This is a genomic window from Streptomyces sp. NPDC127197 (genome assembly GCF_042672405.1).
In the GTDB taxonomy this organism is placed as follows: Bacteria; Actinomycetota; Actinomycetes; order Streptomycetales; family Streptomycetaceae; genus Streptomyces; species Streptomyces flavusporus.
On the sequence record NZ_JBHXVG010000009.1, the window covers coordinates 37711 to 58207 of the forward strand.

Genomic DNA, 20497 nt, shown 5'->3' on the forward strand with positions numbered 1-20497 from the left:
CCGGATTCTCTCAACCGCCCCATAAAAAACGGATGTTGAGTCAGAATCCGCTCATCCCCGTGCACGCCGGTGTGGCGCGGGGAACCCAGGATTCAGGAAGGCTGTGCATGAGCACCAAGACCGGACCCCAGCGCTACCCCGGCTCCAGCCGAGCGAACTGGTACCAGGACGACCACCCCGGGGACGCGATGGAGGTCAACGTCGTCGTCCTGCACACCACGGAGGGCCGCACCCTGCCGGGCTACGGCGGCGGCTCCTCGGCACCGAACCTGACCGCGGTCCCCGATCTCGCGGCCAAGAAGCTGAGGTGGTACCAGCACTTCGACATCGAGACCTCCTCCCGGGCCCTGGTCAACAAGGGCGGCGGCGTCGAGACGAACACCCTGAACGTGTGCCAGGTCGAGCTGGTCGGCACCTGCGACCCCAAGACCCACGCCAAGTGGAAGGCCGCCGACCAGGCACACGTCTACTGGCCGGATGCCCCCGACTGGGCTCTCCGGGGCGTCGCCAGGTTCCTGGCCTGGATGCACGAGGAGCACGGCGTTCCGCTGTCCGGCCCCAGGCAGTGGCCGGCGTATCCGACGTCGTACGCCAACGGCGGCGGCCAGCGGATGACGGGAGCCGGGTGGGAGAAGTTCAAAGGGGTGTGCGGGCACATGCACGTCCCCGAGAACGTCCACGGCGACCCCGGCGCGATCGACTTCGCCCGCATCCTCAAGTACGCCAAGGCCGAGCTGGACCTGGACGACGACACCTCCCCGGAGAAGCCCGAGCCGCCCGCCAAGCCGACGGTGCCCGCGTTCCCCGGCCGGAAGTACTTCCGCGACGGGGCCTCGAACCAGTACGTTCTCCAGCTCGGCAAGCAGCTGGTGAAGCGCGGCTTCGGCGACCACTACAAGGTGGGGCCCAGCCGGACGTGGAGCGAGGCCGACCGCCTCAACGTCCGCGACTTCCAGAAGTCCCGCAAGGAACTCCGCGGCGACGCCGACGGCCACCCGGGTCCGCTGACGTGGCGTCTGCTGTTCTCATGACCTGCTCCTGACCGGAGGGCCCGGCCGAGCGCCTGGTCGCGGCGCGAAGCACCTCAGGTGTTCCATGCAGCATTTTGACCATGCGAAAGTCCCAGAGAAGTCCCAGGAGCGCCGCCGCACCCCCGATGATCCGCATTTATGCAGGTCAGAACGGGTGCGACGGCGTTCTTGCGAAGGACGCTCAGATGTCCCGGAAAATCTCGATCTGCGCCCCGATCGAGTTCAGCCGCTCGGCCAGATCCTCGTAACCCCGGTTGATGACATACACGTTGCGCAGCACGGACGTGCCCTCCGCCGCCATCATCGCCAGCAGGACGACGACCGCGGGGCGCAGGGCCGGCGGGCACATCATCTCGGCGGCGCGCCAGCGGGTCGGGCCCTCGACCAGGACGCGGTGCGGGTCCAGCAACTGGAGGCGGCCGCCGAGGCGGTTGAGGTCGGTCAGGTAGATCGCGCGGTTGTCGTAGACCCAGTCGTGGATGAGGGTCTTGCCCTGTGCGGAGGCCGCGATCGCCGCGAAGAACGGCACGTTGTCGATGTTCAGGCCGGGGAACGGCATCGGGTGGATCTTGTCGATCGGCGCCTCCAGCTTGGAGGGTTTGACGGTGAGGTCCACCAGCCGCGTACGGCCGTTGTCGGCGACGTACTCGGGCGTGCGGTCGTGGTCGAGTCCCATCTCCTCCAGGACCGCGAGCTCGATCTCGAGGAACTCGATCGGTACCCGACGCACCGTCAGCTCCGACTCCGTGACGACGGCGGCGGCGACCAGGCTCATCGCCTCGACCGGGTCCTCGGAGGGGGAGTAGTCGACGTCGACGTCGATGTTCGGCATGCCGTGCACGGTGAGCGTGGTGGTGCCGATGCCCTCGACCTTGACGCCGAGCGCCTCCAGGAAGAAACACAGGTCCTGGACCATGTAGTTGGAGGAGGCGTTGCGGATCGTGGTCACGCCGTCGTGGCGGGCGGCGGCCAGCAGCGCGTTCTCGGTGACCGTGTCCCCGCGCTCCGTCAGCACGATCGGGCGGTCGGGGCGGACGGAGCGGTCGACCAGCGCGTGGTACTGGCCCTCCGTCGCCGCGATGTCCAGGCCGAACCGGCGCAGCGCGATCATGTGCGGCTCGACGGTCCGGGTGCCGAGGTCGCAGCCGCCGGCGTAGGGCAGCTTGAAGCGGTCCATGCGGTGCAGCAACGGGCCGAGGAACATGATGATGGAGCGGGTGCGGCGGGCCGCCTCCGCGTCGATGGAGTCGAGGTCGAGGTCGGCCGGCGGCACGATCTCCAGGTCGATGCCGTCGTTGATCCAGCGGGTGCGCACGCCGATGGAGCCCAGCACCTCCAGCAGGCGGTACACCTCCTCGATGCGGGCGACCCGACGCAGTACCGTGCGGCCCTTGTTGAGCAGTGAGGCGCACAGCAGTGCCACGCACGCGTTCTTGCTCGTCTTCACATCGATGGCCCCGGACAGCCGGCGACCGCCGACCACCCTGAGATGCATCGGACCCGAGTAGCCCAGGGAGACGATTTCGCTGTCCAGGGCTTCACCGATACGGGCGATCATCTCAAGGCTGATGTTCTGGTTGCCGCGCTCGATGCGATTGACGGCGCTCTGGCTGGTTCCGAGCGCCTCGGCAAGCTGCGACTGTGTCCAGCCCCGGTGTTGCCGGGCGTCACGGATGAGCTTGCCGATGCGTACGAGGTAGTCGTCTGCCATGGGGCTGAGGTTATCTCAGATATGAGATGGCGCCCGTTGGGGGGTCCATTCGGGTGACGGCACGTCAACGCCGTCCCGTGGAACGGGTTCGACGCCATCCGAAAGGTCCGGGCAAATCAACCGATGTCGTACGACGTCCCGTGCTGCTGTGCGTGCGACGCGGCCCATGCCTGCCGCCCGTCGTGAGGGACCAGGAGCGCCGGTTGATGTTCAGGCGCACGCCGGGAAGGATGCGGAAACTCTTGCGGAACGTGAGTGGCATACGTGTCTCCCTTCGGGTCGGCCGGGCGGACCCGGCCCCACTCGGTTACCCTGACTTCGCGTACTGAAAGGCGAATTCGACCGGTTCCTCGAAGGTGACGGCCGGCACCGGCTCTTCCGCAACAGCCGGTACGGCCGGGGTGATGACGTAACGGTGCCTGGTGACCTCACCGTCCTCCGTCCGCAACTCCAGAACCCCCGGGTCGGGGCACCGCCACGTCAGTCGCGTGACGGACTCTCCGGCGGGGGTGGTCAGACAGCTCCAGCCCCGCCCATCGGCCCGGAGTTCGAATGCGGATGTCTCCATCGCCCCCCAGTCGAAGGGGCTGCTGTGCCAGTGGCCGATCAGTGATTCGTCCAGGCCGGTGCGGGGGTCGGTGGCGTCGCGCTCGGCGATCCAGAGCAGGAAGGCGGTGTCGGCGCCTCCCACGTCGACGGTGCGGGTGCCGTGCATGAGGACGCCCACGCCGTGCTCCTCGTCGCAGGGGCAGCAGAACTCGATGCCGACGTACGGAATCCCGTCCCTGGTCATCTGGTGGACGTAGACGGCGACGACGTGGAGGTGTGCCTCGAGGTCTCCCGCCATGGTGGCGTCGGTCAGCTGCTCGGTAGCCGGGGCGCGGAGTGTGTGGTGGTGGGTGAGCAGTGCGGGCCGGAGTGCGGCGAAGAGGTCGGGGAGGTGGTCGACCGCCCGGGCCACCGACGCGATCTCGGCGTCGTCGAGGGGGTGGTCCTCCCGCCCCTCGGGCGCGTAGTGCACGGGGACGGGATTTCCCGTGGCGGCGGTCCAGGTTTCCGCCGGCAAGGGCACGCGTGTGGTCCAGGCGGCGTCGTCCCGGAAGAAAACGGTTCGATCCATCGTCGCCAGAGAACATCACAACGAGGCCGGGCATGACCATCCCGGCCCCATGTACTAGAGTTATCTCGACATCGAGATATCTGCCGAGGCGCACCTCGGCCGCACGCCGTCATCGGTCTGGCGGTAAGGGTTGCCTAACTTAGCCTTACCTTAGCGGATTGGCCAAGACGGCGTGGCGGCAGGATGCGGTGGTACGCGCACATGAATGAAGGAGACTGTCGTGTCGGCGAACAGCTTCGACGCCCGCAGCACGCTGCAGGTGGGCGACGAGTCGTACGAGATCTTCCGCCTGGACAAGGTGGAGGGCTCGGCCCGGCTCCCCTACAGCCTTAAGGTCCTGCTGGAGAACCTGCTCCGCACCGAGGACGGCGCGAACATCACCGCCGACCACATTCGCGCCCTCGGCGGCTGGGACTCGCAGGCCCAGCCCTCGCAGGAGATCCAGTTCACGCCGGCCCGCGTCATCATGCAGGACTTCACCGGCGTTCCCTGTGTCGTCGACCTCGCCACCATGCGTGAGGCCGTCAAGGAGCTCGGCGGCGACCCGGCGAAGATCAACCCGCTGGCCCCGGCCGAGCTGGTCATCGACCACTCCGTCATCGCCGACAAGTTCGGTACCAACGACGCCTTCCGGCAGAACGTCGAGCTGGAGTACGGCCGCAACAAGGAGCGCTACCAGTTCCTGCGCTGGGGCCAGACCGCGTTCGACGAGTTCAAGGTCGTCCCGCCCGGCACCGGCATCGTCCACCAGGTCAACATCGAGCACCTGGCCCGTGTCGTCATGGTCCGCGACGGCAAGGCCTACCCCGACACCCTGGTCGGCACCGACTCGCACACCACGATGGTCAACGGCCTCGGCGTCCTCGGCTGGGGCGTCGGCGGTATCGAGGCCGAGGCCGCGATGCTCGGCCAGCCGGTCTCGATGCTCATCCCGCGCGTCGTCGGCTTCAAGCTGACCGGCGAGCTGAAGCCCGGCACCACCGCCACCGACCTGGTGCTGACCATCACCGAGATGCTCCGCAAGCACGGCGTGGTCGGCAAGTTCGTCGAGTTCTACGGCGAGGGTGTGGCCGCCACGAGCCTCGCCAACCGCGCCACCATCGGCAACATGTCGCCGGAGTTCGGCTCCACCGCCGCGATCTTCCCGATCGACGACGAGACCCTGAACTACCTGCGCCTGACCGGCCGCTCCGAGCAGCAGGTCGCGCTCGTCGAGGCGTACGCCAAGACACAGGGCATCTGGCTGGACCCGGCCGCCGAGCCGGACTTCTCCGAGAAGCTGGAGCTCGACCTCTCCACGGTCGTCCCGTCCATCGCCGGCCCGAAGCGCCCGCAGGACCGCATCGTCCTCGCCAACGCCGCCGAGCAGTTCAAGATCGACGTCCGCAACTACGTCAGCGACGAGTACGAGGCGAGCAAGGAGTCCTTCCCGAGCTCCGACGCCCCCTCGTCCATCCCGAACGGCGCGCCGTCCAACCTGGTCACCGTGACCGCCCCCGACGGCTCGACCTACACGCTGGACCACGGTGCTGTGACGGTCGCCGCCATCACGTCCTGCACCAACACCTCCAACCCGTACGTCATGGTCGCCGCCGCCCTGGTGGCCAAGAAGGCGGTCGAGAAGGGCCTGACCCGCAAGCCCTGGGTCAAGACCACCCTCGCCCCGGGTTCGAAGGTCGTCACCGACTACTTCGACAAGGCGGGCCTGACCCCGTACCTCGACAAGGTCGGCTTCAACCTCGTCGGCTACGGCTGCACCACCTGCATCGGCAACTCCGGCCCGCTGCCGGAGGAGGTCTCCAAGGCCGTCAACGACCACGACCTCGCCGTCACCTCGGTCCTCTCCGGCAACCGCAACTTCGAGGGCCGCATCAACCCCGACGTCAAGATGAACTACCTGGCGTCCCCGCCGCTGGTCGTCGCCTACGCGATCGCCGGCTCCATGAAGGTGGACATCACCAAGGACGCCCTGGGCACGGACCAGGACGGCAAGCCGGTCTACCTGTCCGACATCTGGCCGTCCGAGGCCGAGGTCAACGACGTCGTGGCGAACGCCATCGGCCTGGACATGTTCAGCAAGTCCTACTCCGATGTCTTCGCGGGCGACGCCCAGTGGCAGGCGCTGCCGATCCCGACCGGCAACACCTTCGAGTGGGACCCGCAGTCGACGTACGTCCGCAAGCCCCCGTACTTCGAGGGCATGACGATGGAGACCACGCCGGTCTCCGACATCTCGGGCGCACGCGTCCTCGCCAAGCTGGGCGACTCGGTCACCACCGACCACATCTCCCCGGCCGGTGCCATCAAGGCCGACACCCCGGCCGGCAAGTACCTCACCGAGCACGGCGTCCAGCGTCGTGACTTCAACAGCTACGGCTCCCGCCGCGGCAACCACGAGGTCATGATCCGCGGTACGTTCGCCAACATCCGCCTGCGCAACCAGATCGCGCCGGGCACGGAGGGCGGCTACACCCGCGACTTCACGCAGGACGGCGGCCCGGTCTCCTTCATCTACGACGCCTCGCAGAACTACCAGGCCGCCGGCATCCCGCTGGTCGTCCTGGCCGGCAAGGAGTACGGCTCCGGTTCGTCCCGTGACTGGGCGGCCAAGGGCACCGCACTCCTGGGCGTCAAGGCCGTCATCGCCGAGTCGTACGAGCGCATCCACCGCTCCAACCTCATCGGCATGGGCGTCCTGCCGCTGCAGTTCCCGGAGGGCCGGTCCGCCGAGTCCCTCGGTCTGACCGGCGAGGAGACCTTCTCCATCTCCGGCGTCACCGAGCTCAACGAGGGCACCACGCCGCGCACCGTCAAGGTCACCACCGACACGGGCGTCGAGTTCGACGCGGTCGTCCGCATCGACACCCCCGGTGAGGCCGACTACTACCGCAACGGCGGCATCATGCAGTACGTGCTGCGCAGCCTGATCCGTAAGTAAGCCGCAACCGGGCTCACCGGTACGGGTCGTTCGGGCCGCAACCCTCACAAGGGTTGTGGCCCGACGCGTTTCCTGTTGCCCGCCCCACTGGCAACAGGAAACCCCCGGCGCTCGCCGTACATCCCACCACCCGGTTGGCACAATGCCGTTTGGGCTTGAGCGGTCGGTCAGTCCGTGCCACGCTCCGAGTTCGTCTTCCTATCATCCGGGGCGGTGAGGCACACCACGAGCAGCATGATCAGCAGACCGCTGTGCGGACCCATCGGATCGCACAACTGGCCGATTATTCTGATCGGTTGCAGTTCTTCGAACAGGATGGGCAGCGCTAGCTTCGACACCGACTGGAATACCCTATTCCGCACGGTTCGCGTCCTCTCCGTTCCGGTTCTCCCTCGGGTTTTCGCCCAACGCCCGTTTATCTGTAAGGTGTTGGGACTTGCTCGGAACGGGTCCTACGATGCAGCTCTCCACCGCCCGCTCGACAGGCGTTTCCCGTTACCCATGTGCAAAGCCTCCGGGAAACCGGATGGATCCGAAGGGGGAATCGGCGATGATGTTCGGAGAAGAGCTTCGACGGCGGCGTATCGCGGCGAATATGTCCCTTGCCGACCTGGCCCGGACCGTGCACTATTCCAAGGGCTATCTCAGCAAGATCGAAACCTGCGCGAAAATACCCGCTCCGGGCCTGGCCCGGCGGTGTGACGCCGTTCTCGACGCGGGAGGAGCGCTGGCCGCTCTGGTCCCCGATCGCGCCCGCCCCGAAGCTCCGGCGGAAGAGAGTTTCGACGCAGAGGGCGAGGTATGGTCCATGGTTCTGCTGCCCGACGGTACGAGTTCGTTCCAGCCGATGGCCCGACGGGAAGCCGTCATGGCCGGCGCGGCATCGCTGCTGGGGCTGGGCGTCAGGCCCCGCAGCGCGGCCGCGGCGGCCCGTCTCGAGAGCACGCTCCCGCACTACCGTCAGCTCTTCGACCACACCCGGCGCATGGGCCAGTTGCTCAGCCCCGGCCTGCTGCTTCCCACCGTGATCACCCAGGCCCACTCACTGGCCGGGCTCGCCCAGCACAGCCGCGGCCGGCTCCGCGACGACACGCTGAAGCTCTCCTCCCGGTACGCCGAGTACGCGGGCTGGATGGCTCAGGAGTCGGGGAACGACCGGGCCGCCCTGTGGTGGACGGGCAGGGCCGCCGAGTTCGCGGCCAAGGGCGGCGACCCCCATCTGCGCGCCTACGCGCTGGTCCGCCGCGCGCTGATCACCCTGTACCGGGACGACGCCGTGCAGACCGTCGAACTGGCCCGCCGGGCCCAGTCCGACCCCGCCATTCCGGCCCGCATCCGGGGCCTGGCCGCCCAGCGCGAGGCACAGGGACATGCGCTCGCGGGCGACTACGACAACTGCCGACGCGCCCTCGACCGTGCCGCTGAACTCCTCGCCGCCCCCTCCGACGGCGGGCCGGTGATCGGCACGGGGACCGTGTCCGACCCGGCGGCGATGGTCACTGGCTGGTGCCTGCATGAACTGGGCCACTTCGATGAGGCCATCCTCATCCTCGACCGCGAGATCGCCATGATCCCCCGTGACGCCGTTCGCTCGCGCACCCGCTACGGCGCCCGGCTCGCGCTCGCCTACGCGGAGGCCGGCCACCTGGACAAGGCGTGCGCGCTGACCGAAAGCCTCCTCGCCGACGCCGACGCCGTCGAATCGGCCACCATCGCCTCCGATCTGCGGCGCATCTCGAGGACCCTGGCGCGCCGACGGCAGGATCCACGCGTACGGCAGTTGATTCCCAAACTCACGTCGTCTCTCCAGACCACGAACATTTGACGGATGGACAGGAACCGTGCCAAGCGTCTTCATCAATTACCGGACCAGTGACTCACTGGCCACCGCGACCCTGCTAGACCGGGAATTATCGGACCGTTTCGGCGCCGACGAGATATTCCGGGCCGGACGGTCCATCGGAGGCGGGAAGAGATTTCCCGACGAGATTCGCAAAGCGCTACGGAAGTGCGATGTCCTGCTCGCTCTCATCGGCCCCGGATGGCGCGACGCACGGACCGCGGACGGCAGAAGGGCACTCGACGACGAGAACGACTGGGTGCGCTTCGAGATCGTCGAAGCCCTCGCATTAGGCCTCTCGGTCATTCCCGTACTCCTGGACCGGACACCGCGGCTGGTCCCGGCCGACGTGCCCGAGCCCCTCGCTGCACTGCCCGAGTTGCAGAACCTGACGCTGGACCACCGGCACCCGGACGACGGGATCGACCACATCGCAGAGGCGATCGTCACCGCGGTGCCCGCACTGGGCACGAAACCGAACAGCAGTCGGCGCGGCCTCGGGAACGGGCCGACAGCCGGCGACGGCGCCTTCCGGGGAAACCTTTTCCTCGGCAGAACCCGTGTGGACGGGGATGTCGTCGGCGGTGACAAGAACGTCTGGGGAACGGGCGAGCGGCATGGCTGACCAGCACGCCGTCCACTCCCCGGACGAACCGCGGGACTCGGACGCGCCAGACGCCACAGACCCGCCCGGCGGCGATAGCCACGCCGCCCGTCACGAGAACCCGCCGTCGGACGACCTCGGCGCCCGGCTGGAGGACGAGGCACACGCTCGGGATCTCGGCGATTTCGTCACCTTGCTCGAACAGGCCCTGGAGCCCTTCCTGTCGTCCGGGCCCGTGTCGGTGAACGGGAACTTCTTTCTGGGCGAGACCCGGTTGCGGGACGCGGTGGGCGGCGACAAGTACAGCGCCGCCGAGGCCATGGCCTTCTCCGGCCGGGTCGACAGCGGCGAGGTGCCTGCCCATGTGCTTCGTGAGATCCGGGCCACGTTCGTGGAGCCCCGGTGCCAACGACAGCTGGAACAGCGGCTGGCGACGACGGCCGTGATCCTCCACCGGGTTCCCTCCGGACGGGGAGCCACCACCAGCGCTCTGCGGGGCCTGGACCGCCTGAGCAAGGGCGACGTCTGGAAGCTCAACCCGGAGGTGCGGATCGGCTCGCTGCGCGTCGAGCGCCTGGAGGAGGGCGGCGGCTACTTCGTCGAGTCGCTGCAGCCCGAACAGGCCACGGCGCTGCGCCCCTTCCACCTCGAACGGCTGTCGGCCGAGCTGAAGGAGCGGCAGTGCCACCTGATCGTCAGGCTCGCTCCGGCGGCTCCGCTCCTGGAGCGCGGGATGCTCGACGAGTGGCTGTTCGACGCCGACCCCGAACCACCGGATGCCCATGAGCTGGTGCGGCGCCATGTCGCCCGGCACCTGGACGTCGATCGGCACGACGCGAGGCTGGCGTTCCTGCGGCACGCCGAGGTGCGGGATCTGATCGACACGGCGGTCAACGACGGGTTGCCCGTCCGGCGCATCGCTGACCTGTCCACACTCCTCACCCTGGTCGGCCAGGGGCAGGCGGAGGTGTCCGACGTCCGAGACCGGATCTCCCCGGAGAGCGACGATCTGTTCCGCGACTGGTTCGACGGGGAGCGGGAAGGGGGTCGGCTGCCCTTCGTACTCTCCCTCGCGGTCCTCGACCGGCTGCAGGAGAGCGCCGTCGACCGGGCCGAGCGGCTGCTGGCCGACAGGATCCGCGCGCTGGAGCACCCGGACGGCGGTGAGCCCTCGAAGGCCTTCGGCGAGCCCCGCCGCAACCGGCTCGCGGCAGCCCGGGCGGAGTGCTACGACACCGTGGCCATGACCCAGTACGGGCCGAGTGCCGTACGAGCACTCCGCTACCTCGACAGCCGGACCGCCCAGCGTGTGCTCCGGCACGTCTGGCAGGAACACGGCGAGGCGCGACAGCTGGTCGTGGACTGGCTCGGAGACCTGGCCGACGATCCCGCACGGATCGTCCGGCTGCGGGCCGGGGGCGCCCTGGGCCTGCTCAGCCTCGACGACTTCGAGCACATCCGCCGCCGGTTCCTCATCGATCGGGCCGCCGCAAAGGACGTACGGCACCGCGAAGTGGTCCTCGCCGCGCTTCGCATTCCCGCACGTGACCCCGGGCTGGCTCCGCTGGTCAGCCGCATGATGGACGACTGGAGCGGCTCCGCACAGCCCGCCCGGCTCAAGTGGACGGCCGCCCGCGCGCTCGGCGCGAGCGTGGGGCGCACCATGGCGGGCCGGGCGCTGCGGCTGCTGAGACGACTTGCGGCCGAGAAGGACAGGAGGCTCGTACCGGCCATCGGCGACAGCGTCACCGAGCTGTTCATGGACCACGAGAAGGACCTGACCGGTCTGGTCCTCGACCATCTGCTCCAATGGACGGACGCCGAGGAGTCCCCGCTGGTGGAGCTGCGGGACGCGGGCATCGCGTGCTTCCTCCAACTCTGCTACCGGGTGCGGGTGGAGCTGTCCGAGGCGGCCGTGCCGTGGCCGACGATGCTGTGGCTCGTCGCCAGTGACGACCGGCATCTGCGGCGGGTGGCGACCCTGTTGCACCGGACCCTCGACGCCCCGCGGCTGTTCCGCCCGGGCTACGAGCTGCTCTACCGATGGGTCGCGCTCGCCGGGGACGAGCACATGCTGCGGGAACCACTGGCAGCGCTCGTGTCGGCGGTTGCGCAGACCCCGCGGGACGCCGACGCGCTGCGCGGTCACCTCCTCGATTGGCGTGCCGACAACGGCACCCTCACGGAAACGATCGACGTTCTCCTGGCGTCCCTCGACGAGCGGGTCGGCCCGGGCGGACTGAACGGAAGGGAAGACCCGGAGTGAGCACCGACGGCAGGACGGACATCATCCGTCGGCACAAAGTCAGCCGCGCCACCCTCAGACGCGAGCAGCGCGTCACAGAGGGCAACACCGTCATCGTCTTCGTCGACAAGCGGGGGCGCATGTTCGTGGCGGACCGCGCCCTGACCGCCGGCGAGATCTGGTTCGACGCGCCCCAGGTGATGTACGAGGTGGACACGGGCGTTCACCACGACTCCTTCTCCCTCGAACTGCCCTCCTCGGAGGAGGCGTTCTCCTTCCGAGCCGACATCGCGATGTCCTGGCAGGTCCGGGACCCGAAAGCGGCGGTCGAGGCACGGCTCGCCGATGTCGGGTCGATCTACCGGCCGCTGGTGCAGCAGGAGTTGCGGCGGATCAGCCGACGCTTCGCCATTGAGGACAGCGCCGGAGCCGAGGACGCCATCAACGCCGAGTTCGTCTGTGAACGCCTGCGGCTGCCCCACGGACTGGGCCTGCTCGCCTGCTCCGTCACTCTCGGTCTGGACTCCGGGACGCAAGCGCACATCGCCGCACGGACGCTGAAGAAGCGGGCCAAGGAGAGCCGTGAGCAGGAGCACGAGGCCAAGCTGGCCGAGGCCGACTTCTCCGCGATCGAGGAAGACGTCGCACACCGGCTTCGCAGGCGCCGCAAGCAGGAGGAGCTGGAACTGGAGAGGATGCACGAGGAACACCGCATAGCCCTGCAGACCATGCGCATGGAGTTCTACGACCAGGCGCTCCAGGACGAGCGGTACGGACTGATCAAACTCCGCCTCGAACGGTCACCGGACGACGTCGACGGTGTCATCGAACTGGTCCAGCGGCACCGGCAGATCCCCTGGGAAGAGGCGCGAGCGTTCCTCGCGACCGCGATCGACGGCGGTCTCGTGGGCACGAGGGACGTGGCGGGACTCGTCTACCAAGCGGCGGAGACGCTCACCGACGGAATGCGTGAGGGCGGCCTGCGGCCCGGGAACCGCCCGGAACTGCAACGGCCCGCCTCGGATGGGGACGAGAGGAAGTACTCTGACGCCGGGTCCGTGCAGGAGGCTCAGAGCGAACGGGCGATGCCGGGTGACGCGGAGAAGGGTGAGCAGGATGAGTACCCTGTCTGACTCCCTCGGGCCGGACGCGTCCACCATGAGCCCGCTGACCGACCTCCCCGTCGTCGGGCCGGCGGTCGGCTGGGTCGACGCCGCGCTCAACGACTTCGGCTTGGCGCCGGCCGTCAACCAGCTGATCGAGCTGGTCCTGCTGGCTGTCGGGGGCTACCACGCGGCACGTTGGATCATCGGCCGCGCCGTCCCCTGGCTCGCTGGCTTCCTCGTCGGCCCCGTCAACGGCCTCGTCGACGGACTGCGGGCCGTCTGCCTCCTTCCCGACCTGGCTGTCGCCCGGACGGCGCGGCTGACCAACGCCCGGCCGCCCGCGCTGCTCTATTCGTATGGCAACGCCGTACTCAACGCCGCCGATCATGTGCAGTCGGCCGTCCGCAAGGGTCTGCCGACCCTCGCCGTCATCGGCCGCTGGCCGGGCAGGCTCACCTGCGTCACCCTCGTCCTGGCCTTCGCGTACTGGAACGCCGCCTACTGCACGGGCGTTGAGGGCCGACGCTGCGAGAGCCCGGCCGCCCAGTGGGTCGGTTCCGCCAACTCGCTGTTGGAAGCCGAGGAGGACGCAGGGGAGCAGGGGGAGAACAAGGCCGGGAACGACAAGGGGAAGAGCCGGGAGAAGGGCTAGCACGCTGCGGGCCGCCTGTGGCTACGCTTCGCATGCCGCTGTGCTGGACGGGATGCCGTCGGCCCCGGACGGCCCTCCGGTACTGCATCGGCTGGAGTAGGAGACGCCGGAGCTGCCGGTGCTCATGCTCACCGCGCGGGACGCGCTGGAGCACAGCGTCGACGGGCAGGGGTGGGCCGGTGGCGCGGTACGCGTCCTGGGTGATCTGGCCATGGACCATCCGCGTACCGGGCGCGGACTGGGCCACGACATCAGGTCGGCCGAGGACAGACCGACGAAGGACGGGAGACGAGGGCCCGGCCGCGCGGACGCTCACTGCGGACCCGCCTCCTGCTCTTCATCGGCGCGACCCTCGTCGTGGTGTGCACGGCGATGGTCCTCACCACCGCCCTCGCGCAACGTGCCTATCTGCTCGGCAATCTGGACGACCACGTCACCGACGCCGCCCGCCGCAGCCTGCGCGGCGCCTCCCTCCATCCGGAGTCGGAGAGGGACCTGACGTTCCTCAACGAGCGCAGGCAGCCCGCCGGCCTGCTCGGCGGCGACGGCACGATCCTCTCCGCGGCGGTCGTCACCCAGGACGCCGCGCCCTACGCCCTCACCGCCGACCAGCGGGTCACCCTCACGGGTCTGAGGATCGACGGCTCCCTGCACACCCGGACCGTCCCTGGCCTCGGCACCTACGGATCACCGCCCTCCAGTCGGACGGGGGCCGCGTCCTCACAGGCCTCCCGATGGACGACGTACAGGACATGATCAGCGGCCTGGTCGTGATCGAGGCGGTCGTCGCCGGCGCCGGGCTCACCGCCGCGGGCTGTGTCAGCGCCATGGTCATCCGACGACAACTACGCCTCCTCGGCCGAGTCGCCGCCACCGCCGTCGAGGTCTCTCGCGCGTTGCTGACGCCGGCCGAGGTCACCGGACTCACCTGGTGCCCGAGGCCGACACGGACCCCGGCAGCGAGGCCAGTCAGGTCGGCGCCGTGCTCAAACGCCTGATCGACCACGTCGAGACCTCGCTCTCCGAACGACGGCGCAGCGAGGACCACATGCGCCGCTTCCTGGCCAACGCCAGCCAAGAACTGCGCACGCCGCTCGCCTCGATCGCGGGGTACGCGGAGCTGATGAACCGCGGCACGGACCGCATCGAGCCGGTGCTGGCCTGGCGTCGCGTCTCCGCCGAGTCGGCGCGCATGACGGGCCTGGTCAAGGACCTCCTGCTGCTCGCCCGCCTCGACGAGGGCCGCCCATTGCAGTCGACCAAGGTCGACCTTGCGGCGCTGGTCGCGGAGGCGGTGTAGGGCGCCCGGGCTGCCGGCGACGGCCACGACTGGCAGCTCGAACTGAGCCTGGGCACCCCGCCGCTGGTCGTAGGCGACGAGGCCCGCCTGCACCAGGTCGTCACGAATCTGTTGGCCAACGCGCGTGTGCACACGCCTGTTGGCACGACGGTCGTCGCCACCGTGGAGGCACATGACAGTCACTGCCTTATACACATCCGCGACAACGGCCCCGGCATCCCACTCGACCTCCTCCCGACCGTCTTCGAACGCTTCACCCGAGCGGACACGTCCCGTACCCGCGCCGCTGGCACGCCGGGCGGCTCGGGCCTGGGCCTCGCCATCGCGCCGCAATCACGACGGCCCATGGGGGCAGCATCGAAGTCGTCAGCGAACCGGGCTGTACGGAGTTCACGGTGGTACTGCCGATGCCCGGAGGGGTGACCGGGCGTCTGCGCTGTCACAAGCCGGTCATCGAAGCCAGAAAACGCAGTGCCTGAGCGTCGTCCTCGGCATTTCCACTCGTGCGGATGTGGGGGTGCTCCGCATCGAACGCGGCGACCTCGCGGCAGGCGGCCTCTGCCTCGACGACGGCTGCCGTCAGGTCTTCCGGAGACCGCCGTCCTTCCGCAACGTAACTTCGCATGTTCAGCAGATCTTGCAAGGCCTTGTCTCTGCCGCGAGCCAACTGTCTGCGCTGTTCGACCAAGACAGTGCGGTCGCCCGCTTCATTGGGTGAAGTCACCGCACCAGCTTCCCATGAGGGCCGTCGGACATCGGCGGGATTCACGAGACCGGCGATCGACGCGCGACGGATGTTCGACGGTGGGTCACGGTGAGGAACGGGTGTTCCTCCATGTCGTCCCGAACGGGCCGGCCCAGGACCGGCCCGCCGGGCAGAAGGCGGGCAGAAGGCCCCAGAACTACGGAAGTTTCACGAAGGGCGACAGGAACGCGCGAGCGCCCGGGGTGTCCAGACGGTACGTCACGTTCGTCGCGTAGCACGGCGTGTCGCCCGTGATCGTGGTGGCGGCCAGGACGTTCCGGCCTCCGATCACCGCGAAGTTGGGGCCGCCCGAATCGCCGTAACAGGCACCGCCGTTGCCCTGTGGGGCGGTCATCGCGAGACGGACCCAAGCGTCGTTGAGGGCGTCGAAGGTGACAGGCGCCTTCATCCGAACCCCGCCGCCGGGGTGGGTCTGGCCGCCGGGGCCGTTCACCGCCTCCTGGGTGCCGTACCCGGCGACGAGCCAGTCGGTCGAGTTCAGCCCCTGCGGGCCCAGCGCGTCGAGCTGGCCGGCCTTCGGCAGTGTCGCCGGCGTGAAGGACCAGCGGGCCTTCATCTGCGCGGCGGGCAGTTCGATCACCGAGATGTCGTGCGTGTCGGAGGCGGGCCCGGGGAAGCCGGGGTGGCTGTGGGCGGTGCCCCGGACGGCTACGGCGTCGGCCTGGGCGGCCGGGTTGCCCGGATACTTCTTGGCGGCGGCGTCCAGTCCGGACTGCACGTCCTGGTCCAGAGAGACGTAGAACTTCACGTTGTCCGGCCAGTCGGTGGTGCAGTGCGCGGCCGTCAGGAACGTGTCCGCGTCGATCATGGTGCCGGAGCAGACCCAGTCCACCCGGTCCGGGGTCGCCGGGTTGTCGTCGTTGTCCCACGTCGCGACGAGCGCGCCGACCTCGGTGCGTTCGGGGGCAGGCGTCGCGTTGTAGGAGTTGATGGCCAAGGACGGCAGCGCGGTGGTGAGCACGGCCGCACAGGCCGCCGCGGTGACGGCGGTGGCGCGTATGGCTGACAAGAGACCTACCTCTTCTGCAGGTGTGAGCAGATGTTTTTTTCTGTGGGAGGTGGGCCAAGTGAAGCGCCTGGGGCGGATTGCGGCAAGAGCGGGCCCCCCGCGCCGGCCGGCGGGCGCCCCTGCCCCACCACCACGTCAGCGTGGCGGTGGGGCAGGGGCGCAAACGCAGCGTCACTGCCGGTGACGCCCGTTGTGCAAGCCCACGCTCAGCGATGGGTGCTCGACGAGAGCAGTTCCACCTCGGCAACGGTCGCCTCGCCGTCCAGGACCAGGCGGTACTTCTCGTACGTACCCGGTGACCCCACGGAGAACGCGCGGGTCTGTCTGCCCCAGGTGAAGGACTCCCCGGAGCGCTTGTCCAGGGTCCGCCATGTGGTCCCGTCGGACGAGCCCTGGAGGGTCCAGCCGGTCGGGGCCTTCGTGTGGTCGGCCGACGACGTCAGCGTGTACTGCACGGCCCGGGCACGCCCGGACACCGGCAGCTCCACCGACGTCACGCTCGCGTCCGTCACGGACGTGTTGTCGAACAGGGGACCCGCGCCCTGGAGCACGTCCGTGCGGGGCGTCGGCACCTTGTCGCCCTGGGTGATCGACACCGGCGCGGCGTTCTTGCCCGTGCCCCACTTCGAGGGCTTCGGGCCCATGTCGAAGTCCAGGACTCCGCCCTTCGCGAGCAGCGAGTGGGGGAGTGAAGTCGACGACCAGGTACGGCCGTTGACCTTCAGGTCCTGGACGTAGACGTTCTTCGCGCTGTTCTTGGGGGCCCGGACCACCAGGTCCCGGCCGTTCTCCAGATGGACGGTGGCCTTGGTGAACAGCGGGGAGCCGACCGCGTACTCGCCGCTGCCCATCACCAGGGGGTAGAAGCCGAGGGCGGAGAAGAGGAACCAGGCCGACTGCTCGCCGTTGTCCTCGTCGCCGTGGTAGCCCTGGCCGATCTCGCTGCCGGTGTAGAGCCGGGACAGCACCTCGCGGACGTTCTTCTGCGCCTTCCAGGGCTGTCCGGCCGCGTCGTACATGTAGATGGCGTGGTGGGCGACCTGGTTGGAGTGCCCGTACATGCCCATCCGGACGTCCCGCGCCTCCGTCATCTCATGGATCACGCCGCCGTACGAGCCGACGAACTCCGGCGACGCCGTCTCGGGCGTGCTGAAGTACTCGTCCAGCTTCTCCGCGAGCCCGGACCGGCCGCCGTACAGGTTGGCCAGGCCCCGGCTGTCCTGCGGGGCGGTGAAGGCGTAGCCCCAGCCGTTGGTCTCGGTGTAGTCGTAGCCCCACACGCGCGGGTCGTACCTCGAGGACTCCACACGCCAGTTGCCCTGCGCGTCCTTGCCCTGGAAGAAACCGGCCTCGGAGTCGAAGAGGTTCACATACTCCTGGGCGCGGTCGAGGAAGTACGCGGACTCCTCCTTGTAGCGCTTCTCGCCGGTCTCCCGGTACAGGGCCCGGCCCATCTGCGCGATGCCGTAGTCGTTGAGGTAGCCCTCCAGCGCCCACGACAGGCCCTCGTGCGTGTCGGTGCTGGTGTAGCCGAGGAAGGGTGAGGTCGCCATGCCCTTGCGGCCCACGCCCGACGACGGCGGCACCACCGTCGCGTTCTTCACCGCAGCGTCGTACGCCGCCTTCGCGTCGAAGTCGACGCCCTTGACGTACGCGTCCGCGAAGGCGACGTCCGAGGACGTACCGGTCATCAGGTCGGCGTACCCCGGCGAGGACCAGCGCGAGGTCCAGCCACCGTCCTTGTACTGCTGCACGAACCCATCGACCATCTCGCCTGCCTGAGAGGGCGTCAGCAGCGAGTACGCCGGCCAGGTCGTCCGGTAGGTGTCCCAGAAACCGTTGTTGACGTACACCTTGCCGTCCACGATCTTCGCGCCGGTGTGCGTCGGGGTGTCGGGGCTCGGCATGGGCGAGAACGGGGAGGCGTACTGGTACTTCGAACCGACCTTCTCGAAGCCGGAGTTGGGGTACAGGTACAGCCGGTACAGGCTGGAGTACAGCGTCGTCAGCTGGTCCGGCGTCGCGCCCTCGACCTCGACCTTGCCGAGCAGCCGGTCCCACTGCCGCTGGGCGCGGTCCTTGACCTCCTCGAAGGACGTGCCGTCCGGGATCTCCTGGCGCAGGTTGTCCTTGGCCTGGTCGACGCTGATGAGGGAGGTCGCGAGCCGCAGCGTGACGGTTCGGTCGTCGGCCTTGAACCGCAGGTACCCCTTGACCCCGCTCGACGCCCCGTCCGTCACCGGCTTGTCGAACACGCCGTAGACGAAGAGGCGGGTCGCTCCCGTTGACAGCCCGGACTTCACGTCGGAGTAGCCGGTGACGATCCCGTTCTCCTTGTCGAGCGTGAGGCCCGCCTGGTCCGTCACGTTGTCGAAGAGAACGCTCGCGTCGTCACCGGGGTAGGTGAAGCGGAGCACCGCCGCGTGGTCGGTCGGCGCCATCTCGGCCTTCAGCCCGTTCTCGAACCGTACGCCGTAGTAGTACGGCCGCGCGGTCTCGTTCTCGTGCCGGAAGGCCAGCTCCCGTGCCTCACGGCCGTTGTCCGGGGTTCCCGTGGCGACGGACGGCATCACCTGGAAGGTCTGCCGGTCACCCATCCAGGGGCTGGGCTCGTGGCTGGCGCTGAACGCCTGGATCGTCGGCAGGTTGTCCGCGTTGTTCGCACGTGCATAGTCGTACAGCCAGCTCAGCGAGCCCGCGTTGGTCACCGGCGTCCAGAAGTTGAAGCCGTGCGGCACGGCGGTCGCCGGGAAGTTGTTGCCGCGCGAGAAACCGCCGCTGGAGTGGGTGCCGCGGGTGGTGACGGCGTAGTCCGACAGGTGCGCCTTCGGCTTCTCAGGGGCCCTGACCTTCAGGGACACGTCGTCCACCCAGCCACGGAACTTCGCCGGGCCGGCGGGGGAGTCGTACGCCACCAGGATCCGGTCGACGGTCTTGCCCGCCGCGACCGAACCGATCCGCGAGACGACGTTGTTCCACTGGTTGACGTACAGCACCTTGGCGGCGCCCTGCCCTCGCGGCGACAGCGTGAAGCCGTGCTGGTCGGTGGCGCCCAGGTCGCTCAGGTGGGTGCCGTCGGTGAAGGCCAGGTCCACCGAGACGTTGGTGGCGTCGTAGTCGCGGTCGCCGTCCGCCATCGAGGGGAAGATGCGGTACGAGAGTTCGGTGTCGCGGCCGACGGCCACGTCGACGTCGAAGACCTTGTTGTACGAGTACGCCCGCCCGTCCGCGGTGTGCCGGCCGGCGTAGCGCAGCGCCCGCTTGCCGGTGAAGCCCGCGCCCGCCTTCGCGGTGGGCGAGCCGCTCGGGCCGCGGTCGACCAGCGAGAGCATGTCCTGCGGTACGGGGCCGTCATCGCCGCCCGTGGAGAACTGCACGTCCGCGAGCTGGAGGATGCCGCCGCCGTGGTTCTTGCTGACGTCGAGCCGGTAGTGCCGGTACTCGGCGGTGGCGGTCTCGGCGATGTCGTACGTCCTGGTCTGGAAGCGTTCCGGGAAGGACTCGCCGGTGCGGGTGTCGAGGGTCTTCCAGTCCTTGCCGTCGGTGGAGCCCTGCAGGGTCCAGTCCGCGGGGTCGCGTTCGTCGTGGTCGTTGGCCGAAGTGAGCGCGTACCTGGTGATTTTAGCTGGTTTGTCCAGATCGAACTCGACCCAGCCGGTGGGCTCGAACGTCAGCCACTTGGTGCTCGGCTCCGTGTCGACGAGGTTCTCCTTCACCTCGCCGGCGCCGGAGTTCTCGCCGCTCGCCCGTACGTCGGTGACATGGTCGGTCACATTGCCCGGAATGCCGCTGCTGTACCCGCCGTCGACGCCGGCGGCGCGCTTGCTGCCGTCCGGCGCGGTGTCGACGGTGTTGAGCCAGTCCGGGGCCGACTCCCCGGCCTCGAACGACGACGTGAACTCCCGGTCGGCGGTGGGCGCTTCCGGCAGTGCGATTGCCACACCCTGTGAGCTCACGGCCAAAGCGAAGGCGGTCGCCGTCACGACCGCCGGACCCCATCTGTGCCGAACTCTGTGCTGCATGAGCGAGCACCCTCCCTGCATCACGCTGGACAACGTTGTCAGCTTCGTGCGCAAGGTCCAGTAGTGGCTCAAGTGGTCAGCGCTGTCAAGGGTGTTGGCTGTGGCGTTCGGGCTCAATGTCGCGGATTTTTCCGGCAAGGCGCACACAGGCAG

At 68.8% G+C, this 20497-nt stretch carries 13 protein-coding genes and 1 pseudogene; 8 read left to right on the top strand and 6 right to left on the bottom strand.

The window, feature by feature from the left end:
- Positions 1 to 107 precede the first annotated feature (107 nt).
- On the top strand, positions 108 to 1031 hold the full coding sequence (locus tag ACFVJQ_RS16335) for a peptidoglycan-binding protein (RefSeq protein WP_385509527.1): 924 nt from the start codon (positions 108 to 110) through the stop codon (positions 1029 to 1031).
- 181 nt (positions 1032 to 1212) lie between these two features.
- On the opposite strand, the gene ACFVJQ_RS16340 is transcribed toward ACFVJQ_RS16335, so the two are convergent.
- The 3 genes from ACFVJQ_RS16340 to ACFVJQ_RS16350 all read right to left on the bottom strand — a co-directional run bounded on the left by ACFVJQ_RS16340 (position 1213) and on the right by ACFVJQ_RS16350 (position 3862).
- The gene (locus ACFVJQ_RS16340; protein WP_224733952.1) at positions 1213 to 2742 is read right to left on the bottom strand and encodes a UDP-N-acetylglucosamine 1-carboxyvinyltransferase; all 1530 of its coding nucleotides are present in this window, start codon (positions 2740 to 2742) and stop codon (positions 1213 to 1215) included.
- Positions 2743 to 2806: 64 nt separating this feature from the next.
- On the bottom strand, positions 2807 to 3004 hold the full coding sequence (locus tag ACFVJQ_RS16345) for a DUF4236 domain-containing protein (protein WP_385509529.1): 198 nt from the start codon (positions 3002 to 3004) through the stop codon (positions 2807 to 2809).
- Between the two features lie 45 nt (positions 3005 to 3049).
- Complete coding sequence (locus tag ACFVJQ_RS16350; protein WP_385784393.1) at positions 3050 to 3862, bottom strand: DUF6985 domain-containing protein; 813 nt, start codon at positions 3860 to 3862, stop codon at positions 3050 to 3052.
- 205 nt (positions 3863 to 4067) lie between these two features.
- Here ACFVJQ_RS16350 and acnA point away from each other — a divergent pair, with 205 nt between their 5' ends.
- From acnA to ACFVJQ_RS16385, 7 genes and pseudogenes are all read left to right on the top strand, one after another.
- Positions 4068 to 6800 (top strand): aconitate hydratase AcnA, encoded by a 2733-nt coding sequence (gene acnA, locus ACFVJQ_RS16355; RefSeq protein ID WP_385784396.1) that lies wholly within the window; start codon positions 4068 to 4070, stop codon positions 6798 to 6800.
- A 553-nt stretch (positions 6801 to 7353) separates the two neighbouring features.
- Positions 7354 to 8625: a multiprotein-bridging factor 1 family protein gene (locus tag ACFVJQ_RS16360; protein ID WP_385509778.1), complete on the top strand. Its 1272-nt coding sequence runs from the start codon at positions 7354 to 7356 to the stop codon at positions 8623 to 8625.
- A gap of 16 nt (positions 8626 to 8641) precedes the next feature.
- Complete coding sequence (locus ACFVJQ_RS16365; protein ID WP_385509532.1) at positions 8642 to 9265, top strand: toll/interleukin-1 receptor domain-containing protein; 624 nt, start codon at positions 8642 to 8644, stop codon at positions 9263 to 9265.
- The gene (locus ACFVJQ_RS16370) at positions 9258 to 11510 is read left to right on the top strand and encodes a hypothetical protein (RefSeq protein ID WP_385784399.1); all 2253 of its coding nucleotides are present in this window, start codon (positions 9258 to 9260) and stop codon (positions 11508 to 11510) included. Before ACFVJQ_RS16365 ends, ACFVJQ_RS16370 begins: the two co-directional genes overlap by 8 nt.
- Positions 11507 to 12622 carry a hypothetical protein gene (locus ACFVJQ_RS16375; protein ID WP_385509534.1) on the top strand — a complete coding sequence of 372 codons (1116 nt, stop codon included), beginning with the start codon at positions 11507 to 11509 and terminating at the stop codon, positions 12620 to 12622. Before ACFVJQ_RS16370 ends, ACFVJQ_RS16375 begins: the two co-directional genes overlap by 4 nt.
- On the top strand, positions 12606 to 13247 hold the full coding sequence (locus ACFVJQ_RS16380; RefSeq protein WP_385509535.1) for a hypothetical protein: 642 nt from the start codon (positions 12606 to 12608) through the stop codon (positions 13245 to 13247). The genes ACFVJQ_RS16375 and ACFVJQ_RS16380 overlap by 17 nt, the downstream gene beginning before the upstream one ends.
- Positions 13248 to 13619: 372 nt before the next feature.
- Positions 13620 to 15026 (top strand): annotated as a pseudogene (locus ACFVJQ_RS16385) (sensor histidine kinase).
- Here the strand turns inward: ACFVJQ_RS16385 and ACFVJQ_RS16390 are convergent.
- From ACFVJQ_RS16390 to ACFVJQ_RS16400, 3 genes are all read right to left on the bottom strand, one after another.
- A complete protein-coding gene (locus ACFVJQ_RS16390; RefSeq protein WP_385509536.1) occupies positions 14987 to 15271 on the bottom strand; it encodes a hypothetical protein in 285 nt (94 codons plus the stop codon). The pseudogene ACFVJQ_RS16385 and the gene ACFVJQ_RS16390 overlap by 40 nt on opposite strands.
- Positions 15272 to 15449: 178 nt before the next feature.
- Positions 15450 to 16322 carry a trypsin-like serine protease gene (locus ACFVJQ_RS16395; RefSeq protein ID WP_385509537.1) on the bottom strand — a complete coding sequence of 291 codons (873 nt, stop codon included), beginning with the start codon at positions 16320 to 16322 and terminating at the stop codon, positions 15450 to 15452.
- A gap of 206 nt (positions 16323 to 16528) precedes the next feature.
- Complete coding sequence (locus ACFVJQ_RS16400; RefSeq protein ID WP_385784404.1) at positions 16529 to 20344, bottom strand: GH92 family glycosyl hydrolase; 3816 nt, start codon at positions 20342 to 20344, stop codon at positions 16529 to 16531.
- Positions 20345 to 20497: the final 153 nt, after the last annotated feature.

Excerpts from the sequence above, each read along its gene's own strand:
- ACFVJQ_RS16335 (WP_385509527.1), top strand. The coding sequence starts at position 108 with ATGAGCACCAAGACCGGACCCCAGCGCTACCCCGGCTCCAGCCGAGCG.
- ACFVJQ_RS16340 (WP_224733952.1), bottom strand. The coding sequence starts at position 2,742 with ATGGCAGACGACTACCTCGTACGCATCGGCAAGCTCATCCGTGACGCC.
- ACFVJQ_RS16345 (WP_385509529.1), bottom strand. The coding sequence starts at position 3,004 with ATGCCACTCACGTTCCGCAAGAGTTTCCGCATCCTTCCCGGCGTGCGC.
- ACFVJQ_RS16350 (WP_385784393.1), bottom strand. The coding sequence starts at position 3,862 with ATGGATCGAACCGTTTTCTTCCGGGACGACGCCGCCTGGACCACACGC.
- acnA (WP_385784396.1), top strand. The coding sequence starts at position 4,068 with ATGAAGGAGACTGTCGTGTCGGCGAACAGCTTCGACGCCCGCAGCACG.
- ACFVJQ_RS16360 (WP_385509778.1), top strand. The coding sequence starts at position 7,354 with ATGTTCGGAGAAGAGCTTCGACGGCGGCGTATCGCGGCGAATATGTCC.
- ACFVJQ_RS16370 (WP_385784399.1), top strand. The coding sequence starts at position 9,258 with ATGGCTGACCAGCACGCCGTCCACTCCCCGGACGAACCGCGGGACTCG.
- ACFVJQ_RS16380 (WP_385509535.1), top strand. The coding sequence starts at position 12,606 with ATGAGTACCCTGTCTGACTCCCTCGGGCCGGACGCGTCCACCATGAGC.
- ACFVJQ_RS16400 (WP_385784404.1), bottom strand. The coding sequence starts at position 20,344 with ATGCAGCACAGAGTTCGGCACAGATGGGGTCCGGCGGTCGTGACGGCG.